The sequence below is a fragment of the Thermococcus pacificus genome (genome assembly GCF_002214485.1).
Lineage (GTDB): Archaea > Methanobacteriota_B > Thermococci > Thermococcales > Thermococcaceae > Thermococcus > Thermococcus pacificus.
The window spans coordinates 1,662,118-1,688,735 of record NZ_CP015102.1 but is presented as its reverse complement, the minus strand read 5'-3'; the positions used below and the strand labels follow the sequence as shown (position 1 = coordinate 1,688,735).

General features: G+C 55.1%; 31 protein-coding genes and 3 tRNA genes. 20 read left to right on the top strand and 14 right to left on the bottom strand.

The window, feature by feature from the left end:
- The first annotated feature begins 14 nt into the window (after window positions 1-14).
- Window positions 15-1,946 (top strand): helicase C-terminal domain-containing protein, encoded by a 1,932-nt coding sequence (locus A3L08_RS09245; RefSeq protein WP_088854942.1) that lies wholly within the window; start codon window positions 15-17, stop codon window positions 1,944-1,946.
- A gap of 453 nt (window positions 1,947-2,399) precedes the next feature.
- Here A3L08_RS09245 and A3L08_RS09240 read toward each other — a convergent pair.
- A tRNA-Leu gene (locus tag A3L08_RS09240) sits at window positions 2,400-2,487 on the bottom strand.
- Between the two features lie 111 nt (window positions 2,488-2,598).
- Here A3L08_RS09240 and A3L08_RS09235 point away from each other — a divergent pair.
- Window positions 2,599-2,676 (top strand) — tRNA-Lys (locus A3L08_RS09235).
- 69 nt (window positions 2,677-2,745) lie between these two features.
- Entirely contained in the window at window positions 2,746-4,041 is a 1,296-nt protein-coding gene (locus tag A3L08_RS09230; RefSeq protein ID WP_232461727.1) for a DEAD/DEAH box helicase, read from the top strand.
- A gap of 137 nt (window positions 4,042-4,178) precedes the next feature.
- On the opposite strand, the gene A3L08_RS09225 is transcribed toward A3L08_RS09230, so the two are convergent.
- Window positions 4,179-5,021, bottom strand: a complete 843-nt coding sequence (locus A3L08_RS09225) for a M55 family metallopeptidase (RefSeq protein ID WP_088854728.1) — start codon at window positions 5,019-5,021, stop codon at window positions 4,179-4,181.
- A gap of 151 nt (window positions 5,022-5,172) precedes the next feature.
- Between A3L08_RS09225 and A3L08_RS09220 the strand changes: the two genes are divergently transcribed.
- Window positions 5,173-5,412, top strand: coding sequence for a hypothetical protein (locus A3L08_RS09220; RefSeq protein WP_088854727.1), 240 nt, complete (start codon window positions 5,173-5,175; stop codon window positions 5,410-5,412).
- Between the two features lie 3 nt (window positions 5,413-5,415).
- Here the strand turns inward: A3L08_RS09220 and A3L08_RS09215 are convergent, their stop codons facing one another.
- Both A3L08_RS09215 and A3L08_RS09210 read right to left on the bottom strand, forming a co-directional pair.
- Window positions 5,416-6,177 carry a geranylgeranylglyceryl/heptaprenylglyceryl phosphate synthase gene (locus A3L08_RS09215; protein WP_088854726.1) on the bottom strand — a complete coding sequence of 254 codons (762 nt, stop codon included), beginning with the start codon at window positions 6,175-6,177 and terminating at the stop codon, window positions 5,416-5,418.
- The gene (locus A3L08_RS09210) at window positions 6,174-6,617 is read right to left on the bottom strand and encodes a GIY-YIG nuclease family protein (protein ID WP_088854725.1); all 444 of its coding nucleotides are present in this window, start codon (window positions 6,615-6,617) and stop codon (window positions 6,174-6,176) included. The genes A3L08_RS09215 and A3L08_RS09210 overlap by 4 nt, the downstream gene beginning before the upstream one ends.
- A 61-nt stretch (window positions 6,618-6,678) precedes the next feature.
- Here A3L08_RS09210 and A3L08_RS09205 point away from each other — a divergent pair, with 61 nt between their 5' ends.
- The gene (locus tag A3L08_RS09205; RefSeq protein ID WP_088854724.1) at window positions 6,679-7,074 is read left to right on the top strand and encodes a DUF2095 family protein; all 396 of its coding nucleotides are present in this window, start codon (window positions 6,679-6,681) and stop codon (window positions 7,072-7,074) included.
- A 49-nt stretch (window positions 7,075-7,123) separates the two neighbouring features.
- On the opposite strand, the gene A3L08_RS09200 is transcribed toward A3L08_RS09205, so the two are convergent.
- The 6 genes from A3L08_RS09200 to A3L08_RS09175 form a co-directional block, all read right to left on the bottom strand.
- Window positions 7,124-8,635, bottom strand: a complete 1,512-nt coding sequence (locus A3L08_RS09200; RefSeq protein WP_088854723.1) for an AMP phosphorylase — start codon at window positions 8,633-8,635, stop codon at window positions 7,124-7,126.
- A 143-nt stretch (window positions 8,636-8,778) separates the two neighbouring features.
- Window positions 8,779-9,027, bottom strand: coding sequence for a hypothetical protein (locus A3L08_RS09195; RefSeq protein WP_088854722.1), 249 nt, complete (start codon window positions 9,025-9,027; stop codon window positions 8,779-8,781).
- A gap of 90 nt (window positions 9,028-9,117) precedes the next feature.
- The gene (locus A3L08_RS09190; RefSeq protein WP_198362119.1) at window positions 9,118-9,366 is read right to left on the bottom strand and encodes a hypothetical protein; all 249 of its coding nucleotides are present in this window, start codon (window positions 9,364-9,366) and stop codon (window positions 9,118-9,120) included.
- Window positions 9,366-10,145, bottom strand: a complete 780-nt coding sequence (minD, locus tag A3L08_RS09185) for a cell division ATPase MinD (RefSeq protein ID WP_088854721.1) — start codon at window positions 10,143-10,145, stop codon at window positions 9,366-9,368. The genes A3L08_RS09190 and minD overlap by 1 nt, the downstream gene beginning before the upstream one ends.
- 150 nt (window positions 10,146-10,295) lie before the next feature.
- Window positions 10,296-11,135, bottom strand: a complete 840-nt coding sequence (locus A3L08_RS09180) for a slipin family protein (protein WP_088854720.1) — start codon at window positions 11,133-11,135, stop codon at window positions 10,296-10,298.
- Between the two features lie 3 nt (window positions 11,136-11,138).
- Window positions 11,139-12,476, bottom strand: coding sequence for an NfeD family protein (locus A3L08_RS09175; RefSeq protein ID WP_088854719.1), 1,338 nt, complete (start codon window positions 12,474-12,476; stop codon window positions 11,139-11,141).
- 91 nt (window positions 12,477-12,567) lie between these two features.
- Between A3L08_RS09175 and A3L08_RS09170 the strand changes: the two genes are divergently transcribed.
- The 7 genes from A3L08_RS09170 to A3L08_RS09145 all read left to right on the top strand — a co-directional run bounded on the left by A3L08_RS09170 (window position 12,568) and on the right by A3L08_RS09145 (window position 15,787).
- A complete protein-coding gene (locus A3L08_RS09170) occupies window positions 12,568-12,888 on the top strand; it encodes a hypothetical protein (RefSeq protein WP_088854718.1) in 321 nt (106 codons plus the stop codon).
- The gene (locus A3L08_RS09165) at window positions 12,849-13,724 is read left to right on the top strand and encodes a DNA-3-methyladenine glycosylase family protein (protein WP_088854717.1); all 876 of its coding nucleotides are present in this window, start codon (window positions 12,849-12,851) and stop codon (window positions 13,722-13,724) included. Before A3L08_RS09170 ends, A3L08_RS09165 begins: the two co-directional genes overlap by 40 nt.
- A gap of 1 nt (window position 13,725) precedes the next feature.
- The gene (locus A3L08_RS10025; RefSeq protein ID WP_198362118.1) at window positions 13,726-13,893 is read left to right on the top strand and encodes a hypothetical protein; all 168 of its coding nucleotides are present in this window, start codon (window positions 13,726-13,728) and stop codon (window positions 13,891-13,893) included.
- The gene (locus A3L08_RS09160; protein WP_088854716.1) at window positions 13,886-14,341 is read left to right on the top strand and encodes a type II toxin-antitoxin system VapC family toxin; all 456 of its coding nucleotides are present in this window, start codon (window positions 13,886-13,888) and stop codon (window positions 14,339-14,341) included. The genes A3L08_RS10025 and A3L08_RS09160 overlap by 8 nt, the downstream gene beginning before the upstream one ends.
- Window positions 14,338-14,667 (top strand): restriction endonuclease subunit S domain-containing protein, encoded by a 330-nt coding sequence (locus A3L08_RS09155; protein WP_088854715.1) that lies wholly within the window; start codon window positions 14,338-14,340, stop codon window positions 14,665-14,667. The genes A3L08_RS09160 and A3L08_RS09155 overlap by 4 nt, the downstream gene beginning before the upstream one ends.
- A 27-nt stretch (window positions 14,668-14,694) precedes the next feature.
- Window positions 14,695-15,090 carry a hypothetical protein gene (locus A3L08_RS09150; protein WP_088854714.1) on the top strand — a complete coding sequence of 132 codons (396 nt, stop codon included), beginning with the start codon at window positions 14,695-14,697 and terminating at the stop codon, window positions 15,088-15,090.
- Between the two features lie 163 nt (window positions 15,091-15,253).
- Window positions 15,254-15,787: an adenylate kinase family protein gene (locus tag A3L08_RS09145; protein WP_088854940.1), complete on the top strand. Its 534-nt coding sequence runs from the start codon at window positions 15,254-15,256 to the stop codon at window positions 15,785-15,787.
- Here A3L08_RS09145 and A3L08_RS09140 read toward each other — a convergent pair.
- Window positions 15,772-16,272, bottom strand: coding sequence for a type II toxin-antitoxin system VapC family toxin (locus tag A3L08_RS09140; protein WP_088854713.1), 501 nt, complete (start codon window positions 16,270-16,272; stop codon window positions 15,772-15,774). The two genes, A3L08_RS09145 and A3L08_RS09140, sit on opposite strands and share 16 nt — an antisense overlap.
- Window positions 16,273-16,330: 58 nt before the next feature.
- Here A3L08_RS09140 and A3L08_RS09135 point away from each other — a divergent pair, with 58 nt between their 5' ends.
- From A3L08_RS09135 to A3L08_RS09125, 3 genes are read left to right on the top strand one after another with little or no spacing between them, the layout of a single operon-like run.
- A complete protein-coding gene (locus A3L08_RS09135; RefSeq protein ID WP_088854712.1) occupies window positions 16,331-17,098 on the top strand; it encodes a LamB/YcsF family protein in 768 nt (255 codons plus the stop codon).
- A 5-nt stretch (window positions 17,099-17,103) separates the two neighbouring features.
- Window positions 17,104-17,799, top strand: coding sequence for a 5-oxoprolinase subunit PxpB (gene pxpB, locus A3L08_RS09130; RefSeq protein ID WP_088854711.1), 696 nt, complete (start codon window positions 17,104-17,106; stop codon window positions 17,797-17,799).
- A complete protein-coding gene (locus tag A3L08_RS09125) occupies window positions 17,792-18,796 on the top strand; it encodes a 5-oxoprolinase subunit C family protein (protein ID WP_088854710.1) in 1,005 nt (334 codons plus the stop codon). Before pxpB ends, A3L08_RS09125 begins: the two co-directional genes overlap by 8 nt.
- Here the strand turns inward: A3L08_RS09125 and A3L08_RS09120 are convergent.
- Both A3L08_RS09120 and A3L08_RS09115 read right to left on the bottom strand, forming a co-directional pair.
- Window positions 18,793-19,227 carry a UPF0179 family protein gene (locus A3L08_RS09120; RefSeq protein ID WP_088854709.1) on the bottom strand — a complete coding sequence of 145 codons (435 nt, stop codon included), beginning with the start codon at window positions 19,225-19,227 and terminating at the stop codon, window positions 18,793-18,795. The genes A3L08_RS09125 and A3L08_RS09120 overlap by 4 nt on opposite strands.
- A 30-nt stretch (window positions 19,228-19,257) precedes the next feature.
- Entirely contained in the window at window positions 19,258-20,298 is a 1,041-nt protein-coding gene (locus A3L08_RS09115; RefSeq protein WP_088854708.1) for an NAD(P)-dependent glycerol-1-phosphate dehydrogenase, read from the bottom strand.
- Window positions 20,299-20,370: 72 nt separating this feature from the next.
- Here A3L08_RS09115 and A3L08_RS09110 point away from each other — a divergent pair, with 72 nt between their 5' ends.
- The 5 genes from A3L08_RS09110 to A3L08_RS09090 all read left to right on the top strand — a co-directional run bounded on the left by A3L08_RS09110 (window position 20,371) and on the right by A3L08_RS09090 (window position 24,207).
- Window positions 20,371-21,186, top strand: a complete 816-nt coding sequence (locus A3L08_RS09110) for a DUF63 family protein (protein WP_088854707.1) — start codon at window positions 20,371-20,373, stop codon at window positions 21,184-21,186.
- A 1-nt stretch (window position 21,187) separates the two neighbouring features.
- The gene (locus tag A3L08_RS09105; protein ID WP_088854706.1) at window positions 21,188-21,958 is read left to right on the top strand and encodes a bifunctional fructose-bisphosphatase/inositol-phosphate phosphatase; all 771 of its coding nucleotides are present in this window, start codon (window positions 21,188-21,190) and stop codon (window positions 21,956-21,958) included.
- Complete coding sequence (locus tag A3L08_RS09100; protein WP_088854705.1) at window positions 21,948-22,559, top strand: rhomboid family intramembrane serine protease; 612 nt, start codon at window positions 21,948-21,950, stop codon at window positions 22,557-22,559. The genes A3L08_RS09105 and A3L08_RS09100 overlap by 11 nt, the downstream gene beginning before the upstream one ends.
- A 59-nt stretch (window positions 22,560-22,618) precedes the next feature.
- Window positions 22,619-22,726: transfer RNA gene (locus A3L08_RS09095), tRNA-Met, on the top strand.
- Between the two features lie 770 nt (window positions 22,727-23,496).
- Window positions 23,497-24,207 (top strand): hypothetical protein, encoded by a 711-nt coding sequence (locus A3L08_RS09090; RefSeq protein WP_088854704.1) that lies wholly within the window; start codon window positions 23,497-23,499, stop codon window positions 24,205-24,207.
- Here the strand turns inward: A3L08_RS09090 and A3L08_RS09085 are convergent.
- Complete coding sequence (locus A3L08_RS09085) at window positions 24,189-26,573, bottom strand: DEAD/DEAH box helicase (protein WP_088854703.1); 2,385 nt, start codon at window positions 26,571-26,573, stop codon at window positions 24,189-24,191. The two genes, A3L08_RS09090 and A3L08_RS09085, sit on opposite strands and share 19 nt — an antisense overlap.
- Window positions 26,574-26,618: the final 45 nt, after the last annotated feature.

The following is a 26,618-nucleotide window of genomic DNA, read 5'->3' as shown; positions in this document are numbered from 1 at the left end:
TAAAACTCTTTCCCATGAGCGAACCCAGCGACGCATTCGAGTACTTTCCCTACAGGGGCCTGAGGCCAAACCAGCGGGAGTTCATAGAGCTGGTGTCAGAGGCGGTTAGGAACGGGGAGAACGCGATAATAGAAGCTCCCACAGGCTTCGGAAAGACGGTGAGTGTTTTGGCCGGGATACTCCCCTACGCCAAGGAAGAGGGCTACAAGGTACTCTACCTCGCGAGAACCCACAGGCAGATGGACAGGGTTGTAGAGGAGCTCAAGGCCATAAGCGGGAAGAACCCTGTCTCTGGCGTCGAGCTCAGGAGCAGGAAGGAGCTGTGCCTCCACAATTACCTCACCCAGTTCACGACCGATGCCTACACCGCCATGGTTGTGTGCAAGAACCTGAAGAAGCTCGGAAAGTGCCCCTTCTACGAGAACGAGAAGAAGAAAAAGGCCGAATTTGATGAGCTTGTGCGCTTCTTCCTTGAAAGCCCCAGCCACCCAGCGGAGATTCTGAGCTACGCCGAAACACTCGAACTTTGTCCCTACGATTTGACTAAGCGTATGGCCGAGAAAGCCGATGTGATAGTGGCGAGCTACCTCTACCTCCTCAGTCCCTCGATAAGGGAGAACTTCATCAGCTCACTCGATATGGATTACTCCGACCTCATAGTGGTTTTCGACGAGGCCCATAACCTTCCAGATCAGGCGATTTCGGCTTTGAGCGACAAAATCAGCATAAACACTGTGAACAGGGCCATAAAGGAGGCCGACGAGTACAACGAGCACGAGATAGCAAACTTCCTCAGCATCTTCGGCAGGGGACTTGAGATTCTCTTCCAGGAGAAGCTTGGAAGCAAGGATGTCCAGGAGACGCCTATTCAGCCCGAACTCGTCTTCGAGCACGTCGTCAGCGTTCTCAACTTCGACACGCGCTGGCTCGTCAAGACGCTCAACGACATGGTTGCTGTTGGGGACTCGATAAGGGAAGACAGGATAGAGAAGGGCAAGCCGCCGCGCTCCTACATTGGTCGCGTTGGTGAGTTCCTCCTTCTGTGGCTGTCGTTGATAGGGAGGGAGGACTACCTCTTCATTCTGAGCAGGGACCGGGGTCTGAGCCTTGAACTCGTTGCCCTCGACCCCTCGAAGGCCCTCGGCTTCATCCGGGATGTCCAGAGTGCAATCTTCATGTCCGGGACACTCACACCCCTTGAGGCCTTCAGGGATATTATGGGCATCGAGAACGCCCGACTTAAGAAGTTCCCACGCATGGTAAAGAGCGAAAACGCGCAGGTGTTGGTTGCAAAGGACGTCTCGACGCGCGGAGAGGAGCGGTCGCTTCAGGTTTACAGGAAGATGGTGGACTACATAGTCGAGGCGGCGAAGATAATCCCCAAGAACGTCGGCGTTTTTACGGCATCGTATGAGGTTCTTCAAGGGCTTCTTTCGGCCAACCTGCAGGTTCGCCTTGAGGAAACTGGGAAGGCAGTGTTCGTTGAGAAGCAGGGTGTTTCATCCGCCGAGAACGACTCCCTCGTGAGGGCTTTCAAGGCCCACGCGAAGGGCAACGGCGCGGTTCTGCTCGGCGTCATGGGGGGCAGAAACAGCGAGGGTCAGGATTACTCCGGGGATGAGATGAACGGGGTTATCTTAGTTGGGATACCCTACGCGAGGCCGACCCCGAGGGTTCAGGCGCAGATACGCTATTTCGAGAGGAAGTTCCCGGAGAAAGGGCGCTACTACGGCTATTTCCTTCCCGCCCACAGAAAGCTGGTTCAAGCAGCTGGAAGGGTTCACCGCTCGGCCGAGGAGAAGGGGAGCATAATCGTCCTCGACTACCGCCTGCTCTGGCGCGGAATAAGGAAGGACCTGCCGGACTGGATGGTCGAGACTATGCGGCCCGTTGACCTCGGGCGGATGAGGCTCTACCTGAGGAGGTTCTGGACGAACGGACAGTGAACGAATGCTTCTCCTTTTGTTATGGCACTCTCAGGCGTCTTTTTGGTGTAAACCTCTTTAAAATGAGTTCCTAAGGGGGTTCTCTCCCAAAACAATCAAGACAATGGGCTTCAAGTAGAAAACTTTCATGAATGGCTTTCCAAAGGAGCTATGAACTTTGATGAAACTTTTGCTCGGCAAACAAACTTTGCAGAGTAAAGTTTGATCAAAGAGTGCCCTTCTGAAGAAAAGAGCAAAAGACCAGTCGTGCCCTGTCCAAGAGCAAGTTTTAAGGGGTTTAACATTAAACCACACTCTTTAAGCAGTTTCAACTTTAATCAGCGCCCTAAGGGCGCGCTTTAGGGAGTGAAACACTCATCAAAGGAGCAAGCGAGTAAAAACCCTTTCAGAATCCGAACATTGTAGAGAAGGCACATAATTTTCCGCCAGCGCTTGCGCAAGCAAGGGCTGTTGTGGTGCGGGGGCGGGGATTTGAACCCCGGAACCCCTACGGGACGGGACCCTCAATCCCGCGCCTTTGACCAGGCTTGGCAACCCCCGCGTCGCCAAACTATAAGGCTCATGGAGGCTTTATAAATTTTTCTGTCGCCTCTGCGCCCGGAACCGACCGAAAAATTTATAAATGCACCTCCCGTCTATGGTTTCGGGTTGAGGGCCGGTAGCTCAGCATGGTTAGAGCGCGGGACTCTTAATCCCGTGGTCGGGGGTTCGAATCCCCCCCGGCCCGCCAGATCGCGTTTCTTCTCGGCGCGTTCCGTTTGAGAAGGAATGCGTTTGAGCAACGTAAGGAGTTAGGAAAATGAGTTTTGAAAAATTGGGTTTATCTGAGGCCACGTTAGTGGCGGTAAGGCAAAAAGGCTTCTCACAGCCAACCGACATCCAGAGGGAGGTCATACCGCGTCTTTTGAGCGGGGAGACAGATATAATCGGCCAGTCCCAGACCGGAACTGGAAAGACAGCAGCTTTTGCGCTTCCGATAATCGAGGCGATTGACCCGAGGGAGAGGGGAGTCCAGGCGATAATCCTTACCCCGACGAGGGAATTAGCCCTCCAGGTGGCGGACGAGATCAAGAGCCTCCGCGGGAGGAAGAGGGTTTACGTCTACGCGGTCTACGGCGGCCAGCCGATAGGCCCGCAGATAAGGGCCCTTGAGAGGGGCACCCACGTTGTTGTTGGAACCCCCGGAAGGGTTCTCGACCACATAAGGCGCGGCACCCTTGATCTGAGCGGCGTTAAGTTCTTCATCCTCGACGAGGCCGACAGGATGCTCGACATGGGCTTCATAGACGACATCGAGGCGATATTCAGGGAGACGCCGGAGCAGAAGAGGGTTCTCATGTTCTCGGCAACTATGCCGCCCGAGATCAAGAGGCTTGCCAGGCGCTACATGGGTGATTATGAGGTCATAAGCGTCAGCAGCGACGAGCTTGTGCCCGAGATGGTCGACCAGGAGTACCTTGAGGTAGTCCCGGCCAGAAAGTTCACTGTGCTGAAGAAGATACTCGACGGCAACGAGGACTTTTACGGCATAGTCTTCTGCGCCACAAAGAGGGAAACGCATGAGCTGAGCGAGAGGCTTAGGAGCAACGGCTACAGGGCCGAGGCTTTAAACGGCGACATGAGCCAAGCCGCCAGGGAGAGGACCTTCTGGCGCTTCAAGAACAAGAAGACAAAAGTTTTGGTCGCTACCGACGTCGCCGCGAGGGGCCTTGACGTGCAGGACATCAGCCACATCGTCAACTACTCCCTGCCCATGACGGCTGAAGACTACGTCCACAGGATAGGCAGGACAGGTAGGATGGGCAAAAAGGGAAGGGCTGTAACATTCATCATGCCCGGCGAGTTCAGAAGGCTCCGCTACATCGCCCAGCAGGCGGGCGTCGAGATTAGGAAGTCGGAGTTGAGCGAGGAGATACCGCGCGAGTACCGCGAGAGGTACGAGAGGAGCCAGGGACATCCCGGTTCAAGGAACTACTCCAGAAACTCCAGCCGCTCCAGGAATTACGGCAGTGGCAGCGGAAAGAGAAACAATGGAAGGAGCAAGAAGGGCGGAAGGAAAAACTACTTCGACGGCTATTCGGACTACCGCTACTGAGCCCCACTACTTGACTTAATTGGGCACTCAGGTGAGCTGTGCCCCCGGGGAGCGAAGGGGACTCACGGCTCGCCGAGGCGCTCATCCCCCGCGGTTTCCCGGGGGCGTTACCCTTTTGCACCTCCGTAACTTAAGCTTTACCTCGTGACCACTGCGTTAACGCCGGCGGCAGCCAGGGTAAGGAGCTCGAATATCCTGTATGCGTCTTCAACCTTTTCCGCCTCGAACTCCACGGTCTTTCCATCGACGCGCTTCACTGCCGGCAGGAGCTCGGCCGCGTCGGCAAAGGCGCTGTTCAAGAAGCGCAGGATAACGTGTACAGGTTCTTCGGTTACCAATGGCTTTGCTTTCCCAGTTTTCAGCCTTTCAACCGCCTCCCTCACGCCTGCCTCGAGCATGCCCTTTACCCTCGCCATGCTGGGGCTCTTGGCGGCGTAGCGCGAGGACGCTTCCTTGAAGGGAATTCCAACGACCCACGGGGCGTGGTTCCTCACGTCTGTCTCTATGAGCCTCCTGTCTCCCCCCACGAGGATGACGGGGATTCCCCAGCTCCCGAGGAGGTAAGAGTTCAGAAGGAACTCGCTCACCTCCACGCCGTTTATCTCGAGCCTGTCCACGCTCGCCCCACTGTATGTGTGGTCGAAGGTGGCGTAGCCAGTGCCAGCCTTGGCGTGGTAGCCCAGGAAGAGGGCCGCGTCGCTCCCCTTCGCGAAGGCCACCATGCTCAGCGGCCTCGGAAAGCCTCTGACGAGCTCGACATACTCCGGCATCTCCTCCGGCAGGACGTTCACCATCGGCCCGTGGCTGTCGGCCACTACAACTTCGTCAAAACCGTTCTCGTGGAGCGCTCTGGCAAGGGTTTTTACGATCTCAGTCGCTATCCTCCTCGCCTCAGCGTACAGGGCTCCCTTGACGAAGAGGTGCTCCCTGCTGACTATGTACGGCAACCCCTCAAGGTCGAGGGAGATAAATGCGCGCATGAGTTTCACCACGATGTAAATCGAAGTGGTAAGGGATAAATCTTTCGGAACCTCGTATAACCTAGGAGAATATTCTCTAAAGGAACCAATAATTCCCGTTCATGAAAAAGGTTTTATGGGGCTTTTTTCATAGAATAATGCGGTGATAGACATGCAAATTGTTGAACTCGACATAAAATTGCCCTACGAGGGGAGGGGAAAGATTCTAAGCCGTTTATATTCCAAGGTTAGGGGCAAGATTAGGGACATACACTTCCTCCCGCCCACCTCTAATGGCATCAGCGAGATCAGGATGGAGATCGTCGAGGACGACGCCCCAAAGCTCCTCTCGGAGCTCAAAAAGATAATCAAGAACGGAAGGATAACCTTTAAGGTTCTCTCCGAGGCCTGAGCCTCATCCCTTTATACCCCTGTTCAGCTCCTCAAGCTTTTCCTCGGCCTTATCCATGGAGCCAGCCTTTTCTATGGCGGTCCCCGTTACTATTATGTCCGCCCCAGCTTTCACGGCTGCCCTGGCCTGTTCCCCGGTTCGTATACCGCCGCCGACTATCAGCGGAACATCTATGACTTTCTTGACGACCGCTATCATCTCGGGCGGCACCGGCTGTGGCGCACCGCTTCCAGCCTCGAGGTAGACGAGTCGCATACCGAGATACTGGCCGGCCAAGGCGTAGGCAGCGGCTATCTTGGGCTTGTGCCTCGGTATCGGCTTCGCATCGCCGACCCAGCCGACGGTTTCTCCGGGCTCGACTATGAGATATGCCATTGGAATGGGTTCTATGCCGTAGCGCTTTACTTGGAACGCCCCCAGGGCCTGGGCGCCGGTGATAAAGAAGGGGTTCGTCGAGTTGAGGAGGCTCATGAAAAATATCGCGTCTGCGTATTTGCTTATCCCTCCGTGGGAGCCCGGGAAGAGTATCGTCGGCAGCGAAGAGGACTCCTTTATGGCCCTAACGACGCCGTCCAGAACTTCCCCCTCAGCTCCGGTTGAACCACCTATCATTATTGCGTCAACGCCGATTTCTTCGCTCATCTCGGCTATCTTCCCAGCCGTTTCGGGGTCAACGTCATCCGGATCGAGGAGCACGAAGTGAAGTTTTTCCCTTTCGAGCTTTTCGTGAATGTAGGATTCAACCTTACCGATCTTGGGCTTCATTTTCTCCCACCGAACTCTATAACCTCTTCCCTGCTTTTAACCCTTTTCCACTTCAGTCCGAGCCCCTCTAGGATAGCCCGTAGGACATCGTCCGGCTCTTCTTCGAAGCGGTAGAGGTTCGTGTTGAGCTTGATGTCTCCAGCACCGAAGCCATTCACCGGCTCTCCGTACCGTGCTACTTCCAGTGAAAGTCTCTCCTCAAGTCTCTCCTCACTCGGAACCAGATATGCCCTCAAAAGCTCCGCCTCATTCAGCAGGTGGTCTATGTGCCAGTGCAACTTCTTTTCCTTCGAGAAATGCCTGGCGACGCGCTTTTCAAGGGAGTTCATGGCAGAGCCCACATAGACGTAGTAACCCTCCTTCAGGCGAAACTCTCGTCCCCTGGTCCTCACGTTTCGGTCTCTACCGAGCCGTATGACGAGGAAGTAAGAGCCCTTCATGGGAAAGAGTTCTACCCATGATTTATAAACCCTTGAGTCCAAACTAGACTAGGTGTGGAGGATGGAAGAGAAGAAAAAGAAGCGGCCCGTCGATGACTTCGCCTGGCAGGAATATGATAGACAAGAGTTCGAGGAGACATTTCCTGCCCTCGCGAGGGAGCTCAAGGGAGAAGGAATCCCCGTGGATGCTTACAGGGCCAAGGAAGAGGGCGAGATCCTGAAAGAAGAAGACGAGATCATGGACTTCTCAGGGTACAGCCCCACCGTCATCGATTTCTTGAGGAGATGCGAGACCGACGAGGAGGCCCTCGAGATAATAAACTGGATGGAGGAGAGAGGGGAGATAACCCATGAGATGGCCAAGGAGCTGCGCATAACCCTCGTCGAGAAGGGAGTCAGGGCCTTCGGGCCCAAGAAGGAGTGGGGCTGGTACGAGAGACACAGAAAACGCGAGTGATTGATTTTTGCTTTTCTGAAAAATCGATAGAAGAGAAGATGGGAGATCATCAGATGTTCCCAATCCTCTGGAGGACCATGCCCTCTATTCTGATGGGCTCAGTCCTCCTTGCGAAGACTATGGCCTGATCGAGCCTGGCCTCGCTCTCCGCGTGGATGGTGAAGAGCGGATCACCCTCCTTGACCTTCTCGCCAACCTTGACGTAGAGCTCTATTCCTGCCCCCTTGTCTTCAGGCGCTCCAGCGGCCCTGGCGATCCCTGTTATGGCCCTGTTGTCGATGGAGGTGACGTAGCCGCTCGTTGATGCTGTGAAAGTGTAGGTCTTGTCGCCGACGGGAATATCATCTGGCTTGATGTTCGGGTCTCCGCCCTGCTCCTCTATGATCTCCTTCATCTTCTCCCAGGCCTTTCCGCTCTCGAGGATCTCCTTGGCCATCTTCTTGCCCATTCCGGTGGGGGCGACGCCGCCCATCTCGAGGAGAACGCCGGCGAGTCCGGTGGCCTTCTCTATGAGGCTTCCCGGGCCGGTTCCCGTCATGAGTGCTGAGAGGGCCTCCCTCGCTTCAAGGGCCGGGCCGACGGTGTGACCTATCGGCTGGCCACCGTAGGTTATAGCGACCTCGACGTACTGGCCGAGTCTCTTTCCAAGCTCTATAAAGTCCCTCGCAAGAGCCCTGGCTTGGTCAACTGACTCAACCTTGACGCCCTTTCCGGTCGGAATGTCGATGAGGACGTACTGGCTGCCCATGGCGTATTTCTTTGACATTATGCTCGCGAGCATCAGACCCGTCGGGTCAATGCTGAGGGCGCGCTCGGCCTTTATCGTTATGTCGTCCGCGGGGGCAAGATTCAGGGCGCCACCCCAGACGAGGCACGCGCCGACCTTCTCCACTATACGCTTTATCTCGTCAAGGGAGAAGCTCACGTCGGCGAAGACCTCAACTACATCAGCGGTTCCGGCGGCGCTGGTTATGGCCCTTGAGCTTGTCTTGGGTATGGTCAGTCCGGCGGCGGCAACTATCGGCACGACGAGGATGTTGGTCTTGTTTCCGGGGACGCCGCCGATGCTGTGGACGTCCATGATGGGCTTCCTGTCGATGTCGAGCATGTCACCGGTTTCGGCCATCGCTATGGTGAGAGCGGCTATCTCATCCATGTCGAGGCCGTTTATCTCGAGTGCGGTTACAAAGGAGCTTATCTCGATGTCCCTCAGCTTCCTGTCGACGATGTCCCTCACGATGGCCTCTATTTCGACCTTTCTCAGCTTCTCGCCGTTCATCTTCTTCTTTATGTAGCGGACGCTCTCAGGGGTTCCGCTTGGGAGAACGGTGATGACCTCTCCCTCTGAGAAGTTGTGGAGCTGGAGGATGTCCCGGCTTATACCTATCTCTCCCTCATCGATAAGACTGCTTATAACCACGCTTCCGTAGACCGTCTTCTTGCCGGCCTCAAGCCTCACAAGGTCATCAGGGTGGAGCTTGGCTTCCCTAGCCTCCTTCTCATTTATAAATACCGAGTATCTGCCGCTGTAGATGTCCAGTATCCTAACCTTTGCCTTCACTCTCTTTCCCCCCTTTGGTTTGTTCCATCCGTTTAGTGGGTGGTTCCATCTATATGGTGAGAAGAATACTTAAACCTTTTTAACCGATACTCATGAAAAGGGGCTCTCCAAAAAAGGATATCTTTGCAGAAGGATGTAAAAAATCAGCCGCTTATGCTGTGCAGGGCTTGGAGAGCTGCGGAGGGTTCGTTCTGGAGGGCACTTGTTCTGAGAATGGCGGCAACAACATCTCGCGAAATCTCTCTGATCGCGGGGGGAAGTAGGGCGTCCTCTCCGCGGTAGTATCTCACAACCTCCTTGAGGGGGGCACTCACGAGTCTGCCCCTGAAGACGTAGACGGCCTCACCATCGACCTCGACTATCCTATCGGGATAGCCGAGTCTGACCTTCATGGGGCCCCACCCCCGGTTTGAGGGTTATAGAAGAACTCTTTTAAAATTTAACGCCACAAAAACCTTTAATAACAAAGGGAACAAAAAAGTTCAGAGGTTCCTGACCTCTTCGTCTATGGACTCCTCGAGGGTCCTCTCCCATTCCTCGACGTCGAAGTCGACGAGCTCGCTCTCAAGGTCTTCCTTAAGGGTGCTGACACGCCTCTTTAGCGCGCTCTTGGTTTCCTCGTCGTAGACGACGTAGTAGGGATTGCTCTTGGCGGAGTAGTAGAGCATCAGTAGTACGATGTTGATGAGGATGAGGATTATGACAATCCCGTAGATAATTGCGCTGGCCATCAGCGCTTCCCTCCAAAGATCGCTTTGAAGACTCTCTTGATCGGGCTCTCCGGCTCCGGGGCCTGCCACTTGATGCCCGCGAGCTTGGCCGCGAGCTGCTTGATGGCTATCGCGGCTGGGCTTGTCGGGTTCTTGATGACGAGGGGAACACCGTAGGCACTGGCGCGCTTGACCTCCGGATCCTCCGGAATCATTGTCAGAACTGGAACCTCAAGGATCGCCTCGATCTCCTCCTGGGTGAGCTCGGTCTTCTCGTTGGTGACCCTGTTGAGGATCGCGCCGAGCGGGAGTGTTCCGAGTTTCTCTGCGATGAGTTTGGTCTTGAGGGAGTCTGTGATGGCCGATATCTCGGGGTTGGTGACAATTATAAGCTCCTTACCGATGAGAAGTGCCGTAACCGAGGTCATCTCCAGTCCAGCGGGGGCATCAATGAGGACGAAGTCAGCCATCTGGCCTATCTCCCTGATGAGCTGCCTGAGCTTCTCAGGCTTGGCCTTCTTTACCTTCTCAAGGCTCAGTCCACCGGGGATGACCTTAACCCCCGCCGGACCCTCGTATATGGCGTCCTTGAGGTCAGCCTCTCCCGCTAAGACGTCGTGCAGGGTTATCGGAATGTCCTCCATTCCAAGGACGAGGCTGAGGTTGGCCATGGTTATGTCCGCGTCCAGCAGTATCACTTCCTTTCCGAACTGGGCCAGAGCGACACCCAGGTTCGCAACCGTCGTTGTTTTACCGGTTCCGCCTTTTCCCGATGCGAAAACAATCGAACGCCCCTCCAAAGTCAACACCTCCGGAATAAGCGGTACAGGCATGCTAGATTTAATGCCGCGTAGTCTACTTTTGTTTTGCAATCATTAAATATAAGCATGTGCTTTTATTCTTTGCGGTTGATTCAAGAGATATGAAAAAATCTGGATGAAGAGAAAAGGTCACTCGGCCGCATCATGCTTCTCTTCGCTATCTTTGGCAGCGCGGTTCTTGAAGAATAGCTTAGCGGCCTCGGCACTGTCGGATAAGCTCCTGAAGAGTTTGAGCATCTCCATCGGGAGCGGCAATATTATGACGTTGCTCTTGTCGCTCGCGACGTCGCTTATGGTCTGGAGAGTTCTCAACTGCAATGCCATCGGGTGCTCGCTTATGATCTCCGCGGCCTCACGGAGCTTCTCGGCCGCCTGTCTCTCGGCCTCTGCAAGGGTTATCCTGGCCCTCCTCTCCCTCTCGGCCTCAGCCTGCCTTGCCATTGCCCTCTGCATGCCACTCGGAAGCTCGACGTCCTTTATCTCGACTGTTGAGACCTTTATCCCCCATGGGTCCGTTGCCTCATCGATGATCTTCTGGAGCTGGAGGTTGAGCTTCTCCCTCTCGCTCAGCAGTTCATCGAGGTGCGCCTGACCGATGACGCTCCTCAGCGTCGTCTGGGCTATCTGACTGGTGGCCATAATGTAGTTGGCGACCTGTGTAACCGCCTTGACAGGATCTATGACGCGGAAGTAGACGACGGCGTTGACCCTGACGGGCACGTTGTCCTTAGTTATGGTCTCCTGGACCGGGACGTCGAGAACTCTGGTACGCAGGTCGACTATCACTGCCTTCTCGAATATCGGTATGATGAAGAACAGTCCCGGACCTCTGGCACCGACGACCCTACCGAGGCGGAATATGACCGCCCTCTCGTACTCCTTGACTATCTTTATGGCCGTCGCCAGTATAATCAACACAAACAACAAAACGATGGCAAGAACCACGTTGCTGACATTCGCAAGTGCCATACCTCATCCCTCCTCATTTCCTTCAACTTTTTTGACTATAAGAGTGAGACCTTCCACCTTCACCACCCTCACCTTCTCCCCCACGGGTATCCTGCTGCCATCACTGCTCCTCGCCTTCCAGAGCTCCCCGCGGAGTTTGACGACTCCCTCGGGATCGAGGTCTTCCACGACCTTCCCAACGGTTCCCACCAGTTCCTCCTTCCCGGCTTCGGGCTTCCTCTTGTGGGCCCGCACCACGGCGGCGACGCCGAAGAGGAAGAACAGGCCAAGGAGTACGGCCGTCACTATTATTGCTATCCTGAGTATCGAGTATGTTTCACCAGTCACCAGGTATTCACCCCCGCTGCCGCTGAAGAGCATTATCCCCCCGACGATGAAGGTTATCACGCCCGCGACCGTGAAGAGGCCGAAGGTAGGCGTCAGCGCCTCCGCGATGAAGAATATCATTGCGAGGATCAGAAGAACCAGCCCCGCGCTCTCGTAGCCGAAGTAGCCAAGCCCGACGAGACCGAGAACCAGCATTATGGCGCCGATGGTCTCCGGGACGTGCCAGCCGGGGGTCAGGAAGCCGAATATAAGCCCTATCATGCCTATGTTGATGAGCAGGTACGCGATGGTTGGGTCGGTTATGTACTTTACGACCGTGTCCCTGAACGACGGCTCGATGTAAACGAGGCGGGCGTCCCTGAGGCGGAGGGTTACTTTTCCCTTTCCGTCAACGGGGAGCTTCGTCTCCATGCCGTCCGCCTTCTGGAGTAGGTCACCGACGTCGGTGGCTATGACCTCGATGACGCCGTATTTGAGCGCTTCCTCAGGCGTCACGCTCCTGTCCTCGGTTATGAACTCCTCTGCCAGCGTCTCGTTCCTGCCGCTCATCTGGGCCAGCTCACGTATGTAAGCGACGTAGAAGTTGGTTATCTTTGGGGGGGCCTCGACGATGCTTCCGTTCTGCCCGTAGCCGAGTATCGGCCGGCAGGCCCCTATGACAGTCCCGGGAGTCATTGCGATGAGGTGGGACCCGAGGGCTATGTATGTTCCGGCAGAGGCTGCCATTCCCCCGGAGGGGTGGACGTAGATTATAACTGGAACCTTTGAGCTCTGTATTCTAGAAACGATGGCCTGCATCGCGTCGGCCCTGCCGCCTGGCGTGTTCAGCTCGATTATCAGTGCCTCGGCGTTCGCATCCTCGGCCATGGTGATGTACCTGTCGAACTGGTCGACGGTGTAGCCGGTTATCATCCCGTCTACCTTCGCAACGTAAACGGTGCCGCCCTGGGCGCTCACGCCGGGAAGGAACACCATGAGCAAAACCAGGATTGTCAGGGCAACGTTCAGCCTCATCATTACCGCCTGATATTGATACCACTTTAAGGTTTAAATCTTTTGCCTGTTGGCCAAAAGTGATTTATACATCGGAAGCAAACTCTCTAACATGAGTTTGAAGACCCTTGTCAAGCTCTACCGCGTGGCGAAGGGGAAGGAGAAGGTGGCAATAGCGTGGAAGCTCGTCCACGAGGCCGCGAGGTACTCCAACCACGAGCCCTACTGGGAGTTCCTGAAGGAGAACTTTGAAGTCCGGGCGGACGAGATAAAAGACGTCCTCAGGTTCCTTGAGGGGAGGGGGGAACTCCAAATCAAGCGCTCCATCGACGGAAAGCGCCTCTACGTCTCAACCCTAAAGGATATAAGGGAGAACCCCGTTAGGCTCGACCGATGGTTGAGGTTGACATCCAGAAGACGGCCCATGAGATGATACGCAACGGCACCTGGAAGTTCGAAGGAGGGATATTTTACCAGGCCCTCCGCCTTCCGGGTGGAAAAGCGGTTGTGGCAGGTTACAATGGGGAGGACTTCATAATCCCCGAGGACCTCGATGATGGCGATAAAAGGCTCATCGAGGAAAGACTCTTCTTCATCCTCGGCCTCGGCACTGACCTGGACTCCTTCTACGCAGAGATAAGCGATTCGCCCTTTGCATTCCTTGCCGAGGAGTTCCGGGGTTTAACTGTCCCTGCCGCCCCAAGCCCGTACCAGGCGCTGATGGAGGCCATAGCGCAGCAGCAGGTGAGCTTCGACTTCGCCCAGAGGACGATTGCAAACCTCGTGATGCTCGCTGGAAAGCGGGTTGGAGAGGTCTACGCCTTTCCAAGGCCAGAAGAAATAGCCCAACTGGGTGAGGAAAAGCTCAGGGAGGCGAAGCTCGGCTACCGCGCCCAATACATAAAGAACCTGACGGCACTCTACCTCGAAGGGAAGCTCGGCCTCGACCTGTGGGGCTGGGGTGTGGAAGATGCCATAAAGTACCTGACGAAGTTCAGAGGAATAGGAAAGTGGACGGCCGAGCTCTTTTTGGCCTACGGCCTGAGGAAGAACGTCTATCCGGCTGGCGACCTCGGACTTAGAAGGGGAATGGCGAAGATTTTTGGGAAGAGAGTGAAGGAAGTGAAGGAGCGGGACGTGCGGGAAGTAATCGAGCCCTACGGGAAGTGGAAGAGTTTGCTGGCCTTTTATGTAACCTGCTACGACAGGAAGACGGAGCTGGAGAGGAAAGTTAAAATACAAAACCGACGAAAAAATTCTGGGTGGTGAAATGCTCATTGATATGAAAACCCTCTCCGCGCTGATGGAGATCAGGTCCAAAAGGGGAGGTAAAAAAGGGTCCGCTGAGAGGATGCTCGGCATGCTGGAAGGAAAGCTCCCCAAGGGAATGACCAGCGTAGAACTTCTCAGAAGGATGCGGGAGGAGGAGTATGATTAGGGTCTATCTCGACACAAACGTCCTCCTGAACGTCTGGTTCAAGGAGGAGAACCCCAAAACTGGAGAGAAGCTGTGGGAAGCCTCCCTTCAGATTTTAAAACTTATCGAAAACGGAAAGATTGAAGGTGTCGTTTCGATATTCACGCTGATGGAAAGTGCCCACGTGTTCAAAAGAAACAAGTTGAATCCCGAAAGGGTCAAAGAGATTGAGGACGTTGGTATTGAGGTTTACATTCCCAACGAACTGACTCTGATTGATGCGTTCTCTTTTCAGTTGAAACTCGGCACTGACCCTTACGATTCTGTGGCGCTGGCATCCGCACTGGCGTCGGGGTGTGATGTCCTGATAACGCGAGACGAAGACTTTAGAAAGAAGGCGGAGAATCAGATAATGATCTTGAGCCCTGAAGAATTCCTTGAATGGATTGCGGCGAGTGGAGGTCTATGAAGATAGAACTCATTATTCCTCGTGAGAGGTTCAAAGCCATCAAGGGCAAAGATATAAACGCCCTCCTCAGAGAAAACCTGCCGAAGGCGGAGGAGACACTAAAGGCCGACCGGGAGGAGTTCCTCTGCGAGAAGATTGGAAAACTCGAGGAAAAGCTCCGCGAGATGGAAAGCGAGATTGAAGAGCTCAGGGAGTTCTACGAGAAAGCCTTGAGGGATAAGGAGCTAATGATGGCGGAGCGCGACAGGCTCAGAAAGGAAAACGCTGAGCTGAGGGCGAAGTTCGAGGAGAAGAAAAGTGGGCTGGAGAAGGTTCACAAAACGTGAACGAGTCGTTCATGGAGCGTGAACGAAATGAAGCTCATCATCAGGCCAGAGAAGGGCTTGGGGAAGATCGAGGTCGAGCTCGATGATGAACTCACTGGAGAGATAAACCGGCTAAGCGAGAGGTACGGCGTCCCGGCCGAGAGGGTAATTGAGATAGCCCTCACCGGCGAGTTTAGAGAATCCGCGGGGGAGATTGAAGAGCTTGAGAATAAGGTCAAAGAGCTCGAGGAGAGGACCTGGGAGCTTGAGAGAGAGTATGCACCGCTCCGCTTCAAGGCCTACGGCATCAGCGAAGATAACAAAATCCTCGCCATCGAGCTTTCTGGCCTGATAGCGGAAAACAACCAGCTGAGGCGCTTCTTAAGGCTCCCCCTGAAGGGGAACCCCGAGCTGAGAAAGCTTATATCCTATTATATGAAATAGCCCACGCGGATGATGAGAGCGAATTGCGCGGATCGGTGAAGAGAAGCACACTCTGACGCCGTCCCGGACGGGCCGTGACGATTCCAAGACGGGCTGAGCAAAGGCGATGACGTACCCTATGAGCGCCGAGCCCGTCCGGGACGTAAAGAAAGGGGTGATAAACGTGATCATAGCGGTAACCGGGACTCCAGGAGTGGGAAAAACCACGGTTTCGAAGCTCCTCGCGGAGAGGTTGAAATATGGCTATGTGAACCTCAGGGACTACGCCCTTGAGAAGGGTCTTGGAGAGATGAAAGGGGACGAGCTGGAGCTGGACGTTGATGAGCTGGCCGAGAACTTCGCCAGGGACTTCAGCGGTAAGGACGTTGTCGTTGACAGCCACCTCGCCCACTACATGCCCGCCGATATCGTGGTCGTCCTGAGGGCCCATCCGAGGCTTGTAGGGGAAAGACTGAAAGCGAGAGGCTATTCGAAGGAGAAAGTTGGGGAAAACGTTGAGGCGGAGCTGGTCGATGTTATCCTTGTGGAGGCCCTCGAAGAAAACGAGAACGTAATCGAGGTTGACACGACCGGAAAGACGCCGGAGGAAGTTGTTGAGGAGATACTGGGTCTCCTTGAGAAAGGAGTTAAGAGAAGGGTCGGCGTCGTTGACTGGAGCGGAGTTTACGATGAGGTTGTCCCCTACCTACGCCTTTGACGCCTCTTTTTCCTCGGGATCAGCCTCACGGGACTTCCGCAGTCGGGGCAGACTCCATCCGGGGGCATCTCCTCAAATTTTCTCCCGCAACCGATGCAGACGTAGTTCCAGCGGATGACGCGCTTTATACCGCGCTTTAGCGTTTTGAACTCTGTGCCGAGAGTTCTGGCTATGTTCTGGAGGTTGTAGTCGTCGGTGAAGAGAACACCGTTAAGCTCGTAGGCCAACGCGAGGATTTCCAAATCGGCCTCGCTCAGCTCATTCAGCTCGCCCGTCCTCCTCGCGGCGTCTTTAACGGCCTCGATGCTCTCCTTCGAGGGAACCAGAACCCTGACCTTGCCCGCGCTTATCAGGCTCTCCAAGAAAAGCCTCGATTCAGGATCCTTTACCTCTTCGACGACCTTGGGAGTGGTTACGCCTTCTACGTCAACGCCCTGGATGAATATCGCCGCATCGATTACCCGGACTTTTCCGTCTTCCCTCATGGCCTTAACTCGGAGAAACACTTTTTTAGATTTCCGTCGAAAGGGAAGTGGTGGGAATATGAAGGTTGACCTAAACTCCGACCTTGGCGAGAGCTTTGGAAGGTACAAGCTCGGCCTCGATGAGGAGGTTATGAAGTATATAAGCTCGGCCAACATCGCGACCGGCTGGCACGCCGGCGATCCAATCGTCATGAGAAAGACGGTGAGGCTCGCGAAAGAGAACAGCGTAGCCGTTGGCGCGCATCCGGGCTACCCAGACCTGCTCGGATTTGGAAGGAGATACATGAAGCTTTCTCCAGAGGAAGCGAGAAACTACATCCTTTATCAGGTGGGTGCACTTTACGCCTTTGCCAGAGCAGAAGGCCTTGAGCTACAGCACGTTAAGCCTCACGGTGCCCTCTACAACGCCCTCGTGAAGGAGGAAGAGCTTGCGAGGGCCGTCATCGAGGGAATAGCGGATTTTGACAGAAAGCTAATCTTCGTGACCCTCTCAGGCTCAAGGCCTGCTGAAATAGCGGAGGAGATGGGCGTTAAGGTTGCCCACGAGGTCTTCGCCGATAGGGCCTACAACCCGGATGGTACGCTCGTCCCCCGCTCGAAACCCGGTGCCGTGATACACGATAAGGACGAGATAGCGGAGCGCGTGGTTTCGATGGTCAAGGACGGCGGGGTTAGAGCCATAAACGGCGAGTGGGTGGAACTTAAAGCCGACACCATCTGCGTCCACGGGGACAACCCGAAGGCTGTGGAGATTGCAAAGTACATCAGAGATGTCCTTGAAAGGGAAGGCGTTAAGATAGTGCCGATGAAAGAAATCGTTCGGTGAGCCCCATGCAACCTGTAATAAATCCTGCCGGGGACTCCACTCTTCTGATCTCCTTTGGTGAGACCATAGACGAGGGGATAAACGAGAGAGTTCACGCAATAGCGAGGGCAATAGAAAAGGCGGGCTTTGAGTGGCTGGTCGAGACGGTTCCGGCTTACTCCTCGCTCTTGGTGATTTACGACCCCCTTAAAGTCACCTACACCGAAGTCGAAGCTTCAATAAAGCCCCTGCTGAATGCCGAGGGGTGTACCGTTGAGGGCAGGCTCGTTAAAATACCTGTGGTTTACGGCGGTAAATACGGGCCGGACATCGAGTTCGTGGCGGAGCACAACGGCCTCACCGTTGATGACGTTATCGAGATTCACTCCAGGCCTGTTTACCGCGTCTACTTCCTCGGCTTCCTTCCCGGCTTTGCTTACCTCGGCGGAATGGATGAGCGCATAGCAACGCCCCGCCTGGAAAAGCCTCGCCTGAAAGTTCCGGCCGGTTCGGTTGGCATAGCGGGAAAGCAAACTGGAATTTACCCCCTCGAAAGCCCCGGCGGCTGGCGGCTAATAGGGAGGACACCTTTGAGGCTGTTCAACCCTGCAAAAGAACCGCCAACCCTTCTCCAGCCCGGTGATAGGGTGAAGTTCGTGCCGATAGATGAGGAGGAGTTCAGGGAGCTGTACGAGAAGGAATGGGGTGAAGGCGTTGATTGAGCTTCTTAAAGTTCCCTCCCTTCTGACGGTGCAGGATTCTGGCAGGAAAGGCTACAGAAAACTCGGCGTCCCCGTCTCTGGTTACATGGACGATTACTCAGCGAGGATAGCCAACTACCTCGTCGGAAACCCCGGTGATGCACCTCTCCTGGAGTTCCTCCTCGCTGGGCCGACGCTGAGATTCAACGCTTCAGCAGTCTTTGCCGTTGCAGGGGACGTTGATTTGAAACTTAACGGCCTTCCCATTGAACCCTGGGAGAGCCACTGGGCGAAGAGGGGCGACGTTCTTGAAGTGGGGACTCTTAGGAGCGGGCTCTACGGCTACATCGCCTTCGCGGGTGGAATAAAGTGTGAAAAATTACTTGGAAGCTGTTCAACATACTCAAGGGCGAACCTTGGAAGGCCGCTAAAGGCTGGGGATAGACTCACCCTGGGCTACGCCATCCTGGCCGGTAAGGAAGGGCGCTCTCTGCATAGAGACCTCAGGCCCGACTACTCAGGCAACGAGAGAGAAATAAGGGTCCTCCTCGGGCCGAACCTGGAGCACTTTACCGAGGAAGGCGTCGGGACGTTCATAAGCGAGACCTACACCGTAACTCCTGAATCTGACAGGATGGGCTACAGGTTTGACGGGCCGGCAATAGGGCACTCCTCCCTTGGAGCCGATATCGTAACCGAGCCGCTTGTGCCCGGGGCCGTTCAGGTTCCCGCGAACGGAAAGCCGATAGTGATGATGCGTGACGCTCAGACAACCGGCGGCTACGCGAAGATAGCGACGGTGATAAGCGCCGATTTGCACCTCTTGGCTCAGAGCAGGCCAGGAACAAGGGTGCGCTTTAAAGCAGTAAACGTTGAAGAGGCCCAGGAAATCCTGAGAAGGTGCGAGAAAACACTGAGGGCAATAGAAGAGTTCCTTGCGGGAAAAATGAAATCCTACAGGATCAGAACCTTTGGGGAAGAGAAAATAGCCTTCACAAAAGTGGAAAAAGGAGGTTAATCCTTCTTGCGCATGACCTTGGCGACCTTGTAGGTCTTCCCGTCGCACTCTACTTCCCCGGTTACCTCGATTATCTTCACCTGGTCGCCCTCAAGGAGGCCCTCGGGCCGGAAGAGGTCTGCCTTCTCCTTATCGCTGCAGTCCGCGAACTGGAGCTTTATCACCGAGCCCGCTATAGCGAGCCTCGGCTCTATTGCCACCTCGATGCTCGGCTCCACTACCTCGACGACCCTCACCTTGCCCTCGTGGAGGGGGCATGAGTGGGAGGGCATGCTCCTTACGCGGAGGATTTTATACCTCCGTCCGGGCTCGAGGTTTCCAACGCAGACTCCAGCAAGCTTGCACGTCTTGCACGGCTCAGCAGGGCCGTAGAATATGAACTCAACCCCAGGCCTTGCCAGCTTTTCCCCAACTAACGTGATTATTGCCATTCCAAACACCTCCGTCATGAGTGATGACAGTCAGATGACCCCTGTGATTTTAGCGGCCTTTTCGGCTGCTTCTCTCGTCAAACCGTCCTTCCCGAGGATTGTATAGCGCTCGGGCCGTATGGTGTGGGCTATGGTAAGGGCCTCGATTACAAGCTCGGGCTCGATTCCCAACTCGTATGCGTTAGTTGGCGCACCAACCCTCTTTAAGGTTTCCCTAACGCGCTCCCACTTGAGGCCGTGGAGGTAGGCCATTATTATCGTCCCGACGCCGACCTGCTCGCCGTGCAGCGCTGGTTTCGGGGCTATCATGTCGAGAGCGTGGCTGAAGAGGTGCTCCGCACCGCTGGCAGGTCTTGAGGAACCCGCTATGCTCATGGCGACGCCGCAGGAGATCAGGCCCTTGACGACCTTTCTAACGCTCTCCTCATTGCCGAGCCTTATGATGTCGGCGTTCTTTATCACCATCTTGGCGCTCATCAAGCTCAGCGAAGCAGCATACTCACTGTAGTACTCACCCTTTATCCTGTGGGCCAGCTGCCAGTCCCTTACTGCCGTCAGGTTGCTTATCATGTCACCGACTCCCGCCGCCAAATAGCGGTAGGGGGCGGTCTTTATCACCTTCACGTCCGCTATGACCGCTATGGGAGGGACTGCCTTAACGGAGGTCTTCGAGCCCAGGTCCTTTATTGAGGCGTTGGCACTCGCTATGCCGTCATGGGAAGCCGTTGTTGGGAAGCTGATGAAGGGAACCCCCGCTTTGAAGGAAGCCAACTTCGCCACGTCGATTATGCTCCCTCCGCCAACGGCGATGAGCCAGTCAGAGCCGTGGTCACCGATTATCGAAAGGACCCTCTCCACCTCTTCCATCGTCGCGCCCTTAACGGTCACGCCCTCAACTTCATACTCCTCCCGGAGGACGTCCTCAACATCTTTCCCAGCTATCTTCTTCGTCCTCGGGCCGTAGAGCACGAGAGCTTTCCTTCCAAGTCCAAGTCTATTCGCAACGTTGACGACCTCCCCGACCAGGTTCTCGCCCAGAAGCACTTCTCGCGGGAGCTGCATCAGGTGCACTTCTCTCACCACCCTTGACATTAAGGTGGGAAAAGCTTTAAGGCTATCGGATGGACTCCCTACGGTGGTCAAATGGGGCTCTACGAGTTCTTTTACAAGTACTTCGTGCTCCCAATCAAGGAGAACCAGGGTTACAACCCAGTGAACACGGTAACCTACGCGATAATTCTGGGCATAGCAGTCATACTGCTCTACAAGATGCTCAAGCGCATGGGCATCAGGGTCGACGACCGCTTCTTCAAGGCATTAATCCCCTACATAATCCTCGGCCCGCTTATGAGGGGCATGACTGACGTTGGAATCCTGCCGAGGACATACTTAACGGTCAGCCCCGGTGGCTACTTCGTCATAGCGGCCTTCGCGATAGCGTCCCTCTACGTCGTGTGGAAGCACATCGGGCCGGGCGAGAAGCTCTATCCCCTCTACAGGGACTTTGGATGGATTCTCGTTGGTGGTCTGCTCTTCGTGCTGGTGATAAACCTTGACAGGGTAAGCTTCAACTGGAAGGCTCTGGGGTACTTCGTTCCTTTCCTCATCATAGCGGAAGCGTTCATCTGGCTCATTGCGAAGAAGGCCCCGCTCATCGCGGACAACAAGACACTCTTCTACACACATTTCTACGACGCGACGACGACCTTCGTCGGAATCCAGTTCTTCGGCTTCTGGGAGCAGCACGTTCTTGCGAGATGGCTGATGGATACGCTGGGAACTCCCGCGGTGATGTACCTTGAGAAGTTCTTCATCCTCCTGCCGGTGGTCTGGATACTCGATAGGGAAATGAAGGATGAAGACCCCGATTTAATCAACTTCGTGAAGCTTACCGTGTTCATCCTCGGCTTTGGACCGGGGACGAGGAACCTGCTGATAATGCTCATGGGTGGTGGTTGATATGGAGATAGCGTGGAACGAAATAGCGAGGAGCTTGGCTTTGGACGTTGAGAAGGTCGTTATGCCGCTCTTCGGAACGTCCCGGGCTGGAGAGACAGTGGGGATGAACGTGAGCGGCGACGTCACCAAGTACGTCGACAAGGTGGCTGAAGACCTTGTCATCGAGAGGCTCAAACCCCTCGGGGTCAACATAGTCAGCGAGGAGATAGGCTTCATAGACAACGGGAGCGACTACACCGTCGTCGTCGACCCGATAGACGGCTCCTACAACTTCGCCGCGGGGATTCCCATCTTCGCCTTCAGCTTCGCCGTCTTCAAGGGAAAGAAGCCGGTCTACGGCTCGATACACGAGTTCGTGCCGAGGCACTTCTACGAGGCGGTTCCGGGCGAAGGTGCCTTCATGGACGGGGAGAGGATTTACGTGAGGAAGCCGGAGCGTGGAAAGGAAGCCCTCAGCTTCTACACGCGCGGAAGGTGCACCGGGCTTATAAAGAGGGTCAAGCGCGTTCGCGTTCTTGGAGCTATAGCGGTGGAGCTCACCTACCTCGCGAAGGGGGCTTTGGACGGAGTCTTAGACATAAGGAACTACGTGAGGCCGACGGATATAGCGGCTGGCGTTCTCATAGCGAGGGAAGCCGGGGCCATTGTGACGGACGAGCGGGGAAAGGAGCTTGAGGTCCACCTGAGCGCCACAGAGCAGACCAACGTGATAGCGGTTAACGACGAATACCTTCTGAAAATCATCCTGGAGGAGCTGGAAAATGGGCCTTGAGCGCTATTTCTACCGCTATGGAAAGGCGACCTTCAGCCTCTTCCTGATAAACGCCGCGGTCTACGTGGTGGAGGCCGTTCTGAGCGGCAATCCAATAAGTATAGGCTCAAACGTCCTGCTCTTGCTCGGCCAGTGGAACTACGCAGTGCTCAACGGAGCATGGTGGCAGCTCTTCACAGCCATGTTCGTCCACGTCGGGATACTCCACATAGGCTTCAACATGTACTTCCTCCTCATGATGGGCAGACAGCTGGAGCACATATTGGGGCCGAAGAGGCTGGTGATGGTCTACATCGTCTCGGGCCTCATGGGAAACCTATTGACGCTCGTCCTGCTGCCGCCGAACACCGTCAGCGCCGGTGCGAGCGGAGCGCTCTTCGGAATAGCGGGAACTCTGATAGTCATGATGGGTGTCATCGGCGGCAACATGCAGGGGGCCCTGGTGAACGCCTTCGTGCTCTTCCTGATAAACAGCATCCTGCCGGGGGTCAACCCATACGCCCACCTCGGCGGCTTGCTCGTTGGTATGGTCATCGGCTATTACTATGGCAAGAAGATCCGGAGACGTATGGTCCTCGCCTACGGATACGGCTACTACTGAGGGGCGCCGAAAGATTTAAAAATGCCCCTCTGGAGGTATAGGTCGAGCGCTCGGGTTGTGCCGGGGTAGCTTAGCCTGGTCAGAGCGCTCGGCTCATAGGGCTGCTCCCCTTCGGGGGAGCCTGAGAAACCGAGAGGTCCGGGGTTCAAAGCCCCGCCCCGGCACCATATCAGCCCTTGCAAAGCAAGCGCTGGCGGAAAACAAGTGCCTTTTCTGTAATGTTTGAATTCTGAAAGGGGTTTTTTAACTCGCTTGCTCCTTTGACGAGTGTTTCGCTCTCTAAAGGCGCCCTTCGGGCGCTGATTAAAGTTGAAACTGTCTGAAGAGCTAATCTGGTGGATTAAACCCACATTTAACATTGCACTTGAGTAGTGCACACTGATTTTTGCTCTTTTGATGAGAAGGGTACTCTTTGATCAAACTTTGCAGAGCAAAGTTTGCCTGCCAGGCAAAAGTTTCATCAAAGTTTGTAGCTCCTTCTTGAAGTGCCGCTCGTGAAGGTTTTCTACTTGAAATCAATTGTTTTGAGTGAGAACACTCTCAAGAGCTCCTTGTAAAAAGGGTCAACTCTAAAATCGACGCCCGCAGGGCGTCAAAGGAAGAGCAAACCCCCGCCAATGGCTCACTTGAATGTTCCCTCATTTTGGGAGTGAACTGTGAGAGGATAAAACCTACAGCACGCCTTCTCAAAGAGGAGCTACAAACTTTTAGTCAAGCTTTTTCCAAAGCTTGCTCACATTCGCGACGCGGAGGAGAGCTCCAACTCCGAAACTCCAAAATTTTCAGGGGGTGTTGGCTCATACTTTGAGCTCTCGTGGTCTTTGCCACCTTCAAGGAATTGGCGGGCGGTGGAGGATTCTTGAAATGTGGCGTTTCAAAGTTTGAGCAGGCAAAACCTATTTAATTTTTCAATTCGTAAAACTCCTCGGTGGTCAAGATGGAAAGAACCTCAAAAGGTCTGGTGGTTGTGTTTCTGGCAGGGATGATCCTCGGAATCCTTACCTCTTACGCCTTCATCCATGATTCCGGCCCCTCCCCCGAGGTTCGTACATGTCCTATAGTCAATCATGAGGTATTGATGGAGTATCTGGTGAGGGCCAGCCCGACGGCCGGCGGAGAGGCGACGGCTAAGGCAGTTGAAAGTGCATACCTTGAGCAACGTAGCCCCAACTATCCCCTTGAGCTGTTCAGGGAGATGTACCGTGACGTTCCAGGGAGGAAGGAATTCCTTGGGCTATCATACATTTTCTCAAATGACACTCTCTCCTACGGCAAATTCACACTCACCAACGAAACGCCCCCTAGGTTTGAGTTCGCGAGCCCCGCTCCGGGCATGAGTCAGAGGGTAGACGGGGCCGGAATAATAGCCTCCCGGTGGGCGGTTATCTTTGTGAGCCTCTATGACTTCGGGGGGATGAATGAGGTTGAGGAGCTTTACCTCACCGTGCCGGAGGGATGGAAGCTCGAGTACTACGGAGGAACGGGAGACCTTCTGCCCGGAACCGTGCTCCGCGTGAGGTTCTCTAGTACGAAAAGGAACAACTACGTGGTTCTAGCCTTCAGCACCGGCGGTGTGCTGGATCCTTTGGATCTAGAGGTCACCGTGAACGGGGACACCTATCGGCTAGTTCATTCCTCCTCAACATAGGGTGCCGTTATGACCCTCCTTATCTCCCTCGCCTTCTTGGGGCCTATCCCCTCGACCTCTTTCAGCTCCTCCTCAGTCGCAGTGAAAACGCGCTCCACGTTGCCAAAGTGCTTCAAAAGTCTCTTCGCCAGGGTCGCCGAGACGTTGGGCAGGCCCTCAACTATCAAACGCTGCCTCTCGGCTAGCGTTAGGGCCTTCTTCTCGCTCCTCAGCCTTACTTCCTTCTTCCTTTCCTCCTGCTCGCGCTTCGCCATCAAGTAGATAAACTGGGCGGTCTCCTTGACTCCAGAGGAGAAGAGTATCGGCACGCCCCAGTCAAGGGTCACCGCGGTTATAGCGCCGCGGATGGCGTTGGGGTGGACGTTCCTTATGCCGTAGAGCTCGCCCTCGATGATTATGACCGGCTTCTCGTAGGCCCGCTTTAAGCGCTCCACCTGGTCAAAGAGGCGGCCGTCTATTATGGACTGTATGAAGTCGTTGGCGCTCTTGCGCTCTATGCCAACGTCCTCGCTGACAACGTAGTCGGCCACGTCCAGCGTCCTCACCTCAACATCGGCACCGAGCTCCTTCAGGTGCTTCGGGACGCCGCTCCTCAGCTCGCGGTTGTCGACGTAAACGACTATTCCCTTCGGTTTCCTGACGAAGATTGGCTTTATTGGAAGATCCTCCACGGAGTCCTTTTCCATCTTTTTGGGTTCTTCGACCTTTTCCGCCTTGGAGTCTTCCTCAACTTTCTCCGACTTCTTTTCCTCGCTCTTCTTGGGCTTCAGGAATGCATCCAGGGAAGTGACCTTTCCCCTACTCATCTCGGCACGCTCCGGGACTTTCTCCCTTATTTCAGCCCGCTTCGGTTTCTCCCTCTCAAGCTCCCTCGCTATCCTCTTTATCGCGTCGAACATCCCCTTCTCCTTCCGCTTTGAGCTCCAGTAGTAAGCCTCGTCCCTGGTTCCCTTCGCCATCAGGATGACGACCCTCCCAGGCCTGTGCCTGCCCGTTCTGCCACGCCTCTGGATGCTCCTTATGGCGGAAGGCACAGGCTCGTAGAAGACCACGAGGTCGACCTCCGGCACGTCGAGGCCTTCCTCACCAACGCTTGTAGCCACCAGAACGTTGAATTCGGCCCTTGAGAAGCGCTCCAGCGTTTCCTTCTGCTTCTTCTGGCTCATACCCTTATCCTCGCCCCTACTGGCCTGGCCGATGAAGCGCTCGGAGGAAATCCCCCTCTTCGTAAGCTCCTCCACTATCTTCTTCCCCGTGTCGCGGTAGTTCGTGAAGACTATTATCTTGGAATCGGGCTTCCGCCCCAGCTGCTTCCCCACGAGCTCCAGGAGCCTCTCCATCTTCGGGTGGTCTATCCCCAGCTCCTTCGCCTGGACGAGGAGGTATATAACCTTCCTCATACGGGGGTCTTCCATGAGCTGCCTGCTCGATTTCGTCCGTTTATCCTCACGGAGCTTCTTCAGGTAGGCCCTCAAAGCCGTCAGCCCCTGGGTCTCAAGGAGCTCAATGGCGTGCTGGAGCTTCACTGCCTTCGCCTGATACACCCTCAGCCTTCCAAGCTCGTAGTTGCCCTGCGCCACCTCCCTGTTTATCCTGGAGCCCGCCTGGAGGACTTCCCTCTTCGGTATGTCCGGTGAGTAAGTTGAGACGAGCTTGAACTGGGCCAGGGGCTTAAGGCTCTCCTTCAGCATCTCCCTCAGGAGAGAGCGAACTTCCTTGTAGATCTCCGGTAGTTCTACTTTAACCCATTCGAAGGCTATCCTCTGGACGTAGGGCTTAACATCCGGCGAGCTCTCAGTTCTAACCTCGATGTGCTCTATCCCAAGGTTCTCCACTATCTCGCGGATCTTCTCCTCGTCGCTTCCCGGTGAAGCCGTCAGACCGAGAACGAGAGGGTGCCTGGCGGTCTTCAGGTACTCCTTCGCGATGAAGACGTAGGAGTAGCCGCCAACGGCCCTGTGGGCCTCGTCTATCACTAACAGGACAACGTCCTCGAGGGATATCTTCCCGGTTATCACGTCGTTCTCGACCGTCTGGGGGGTGGCGGTTATGATTGTGCTCTTCTCCCATATCTCCTGCCGTTTGTTTGGGGGGAGCTCACCGGTAAGGACGTTTATCTGCTCCGGGGAGAGGTTGAAGAGCCGCTTGAAGCTCTCCGCATGTTGGACTGCCAGGGGCTTCGTCGGGGCGAGCATGAGGACTTTACCGCCGTAGGTGGAAAGCCTGTAATCAGCTATGAGCATCGCTATGAGCGTCTTTCCGAGGCCAGTTGGGAGAACGACTAAGCAGTTCGTCTCTTTGCACCGGGCGTAGATGACCTCCTGGTAAACGCGTGGCTCTATTATATCCCTGCGGAGATACGGCATATAGGAAAATTATAGCGGGGAGAATAAAAAGGTTCCCAATGGGCC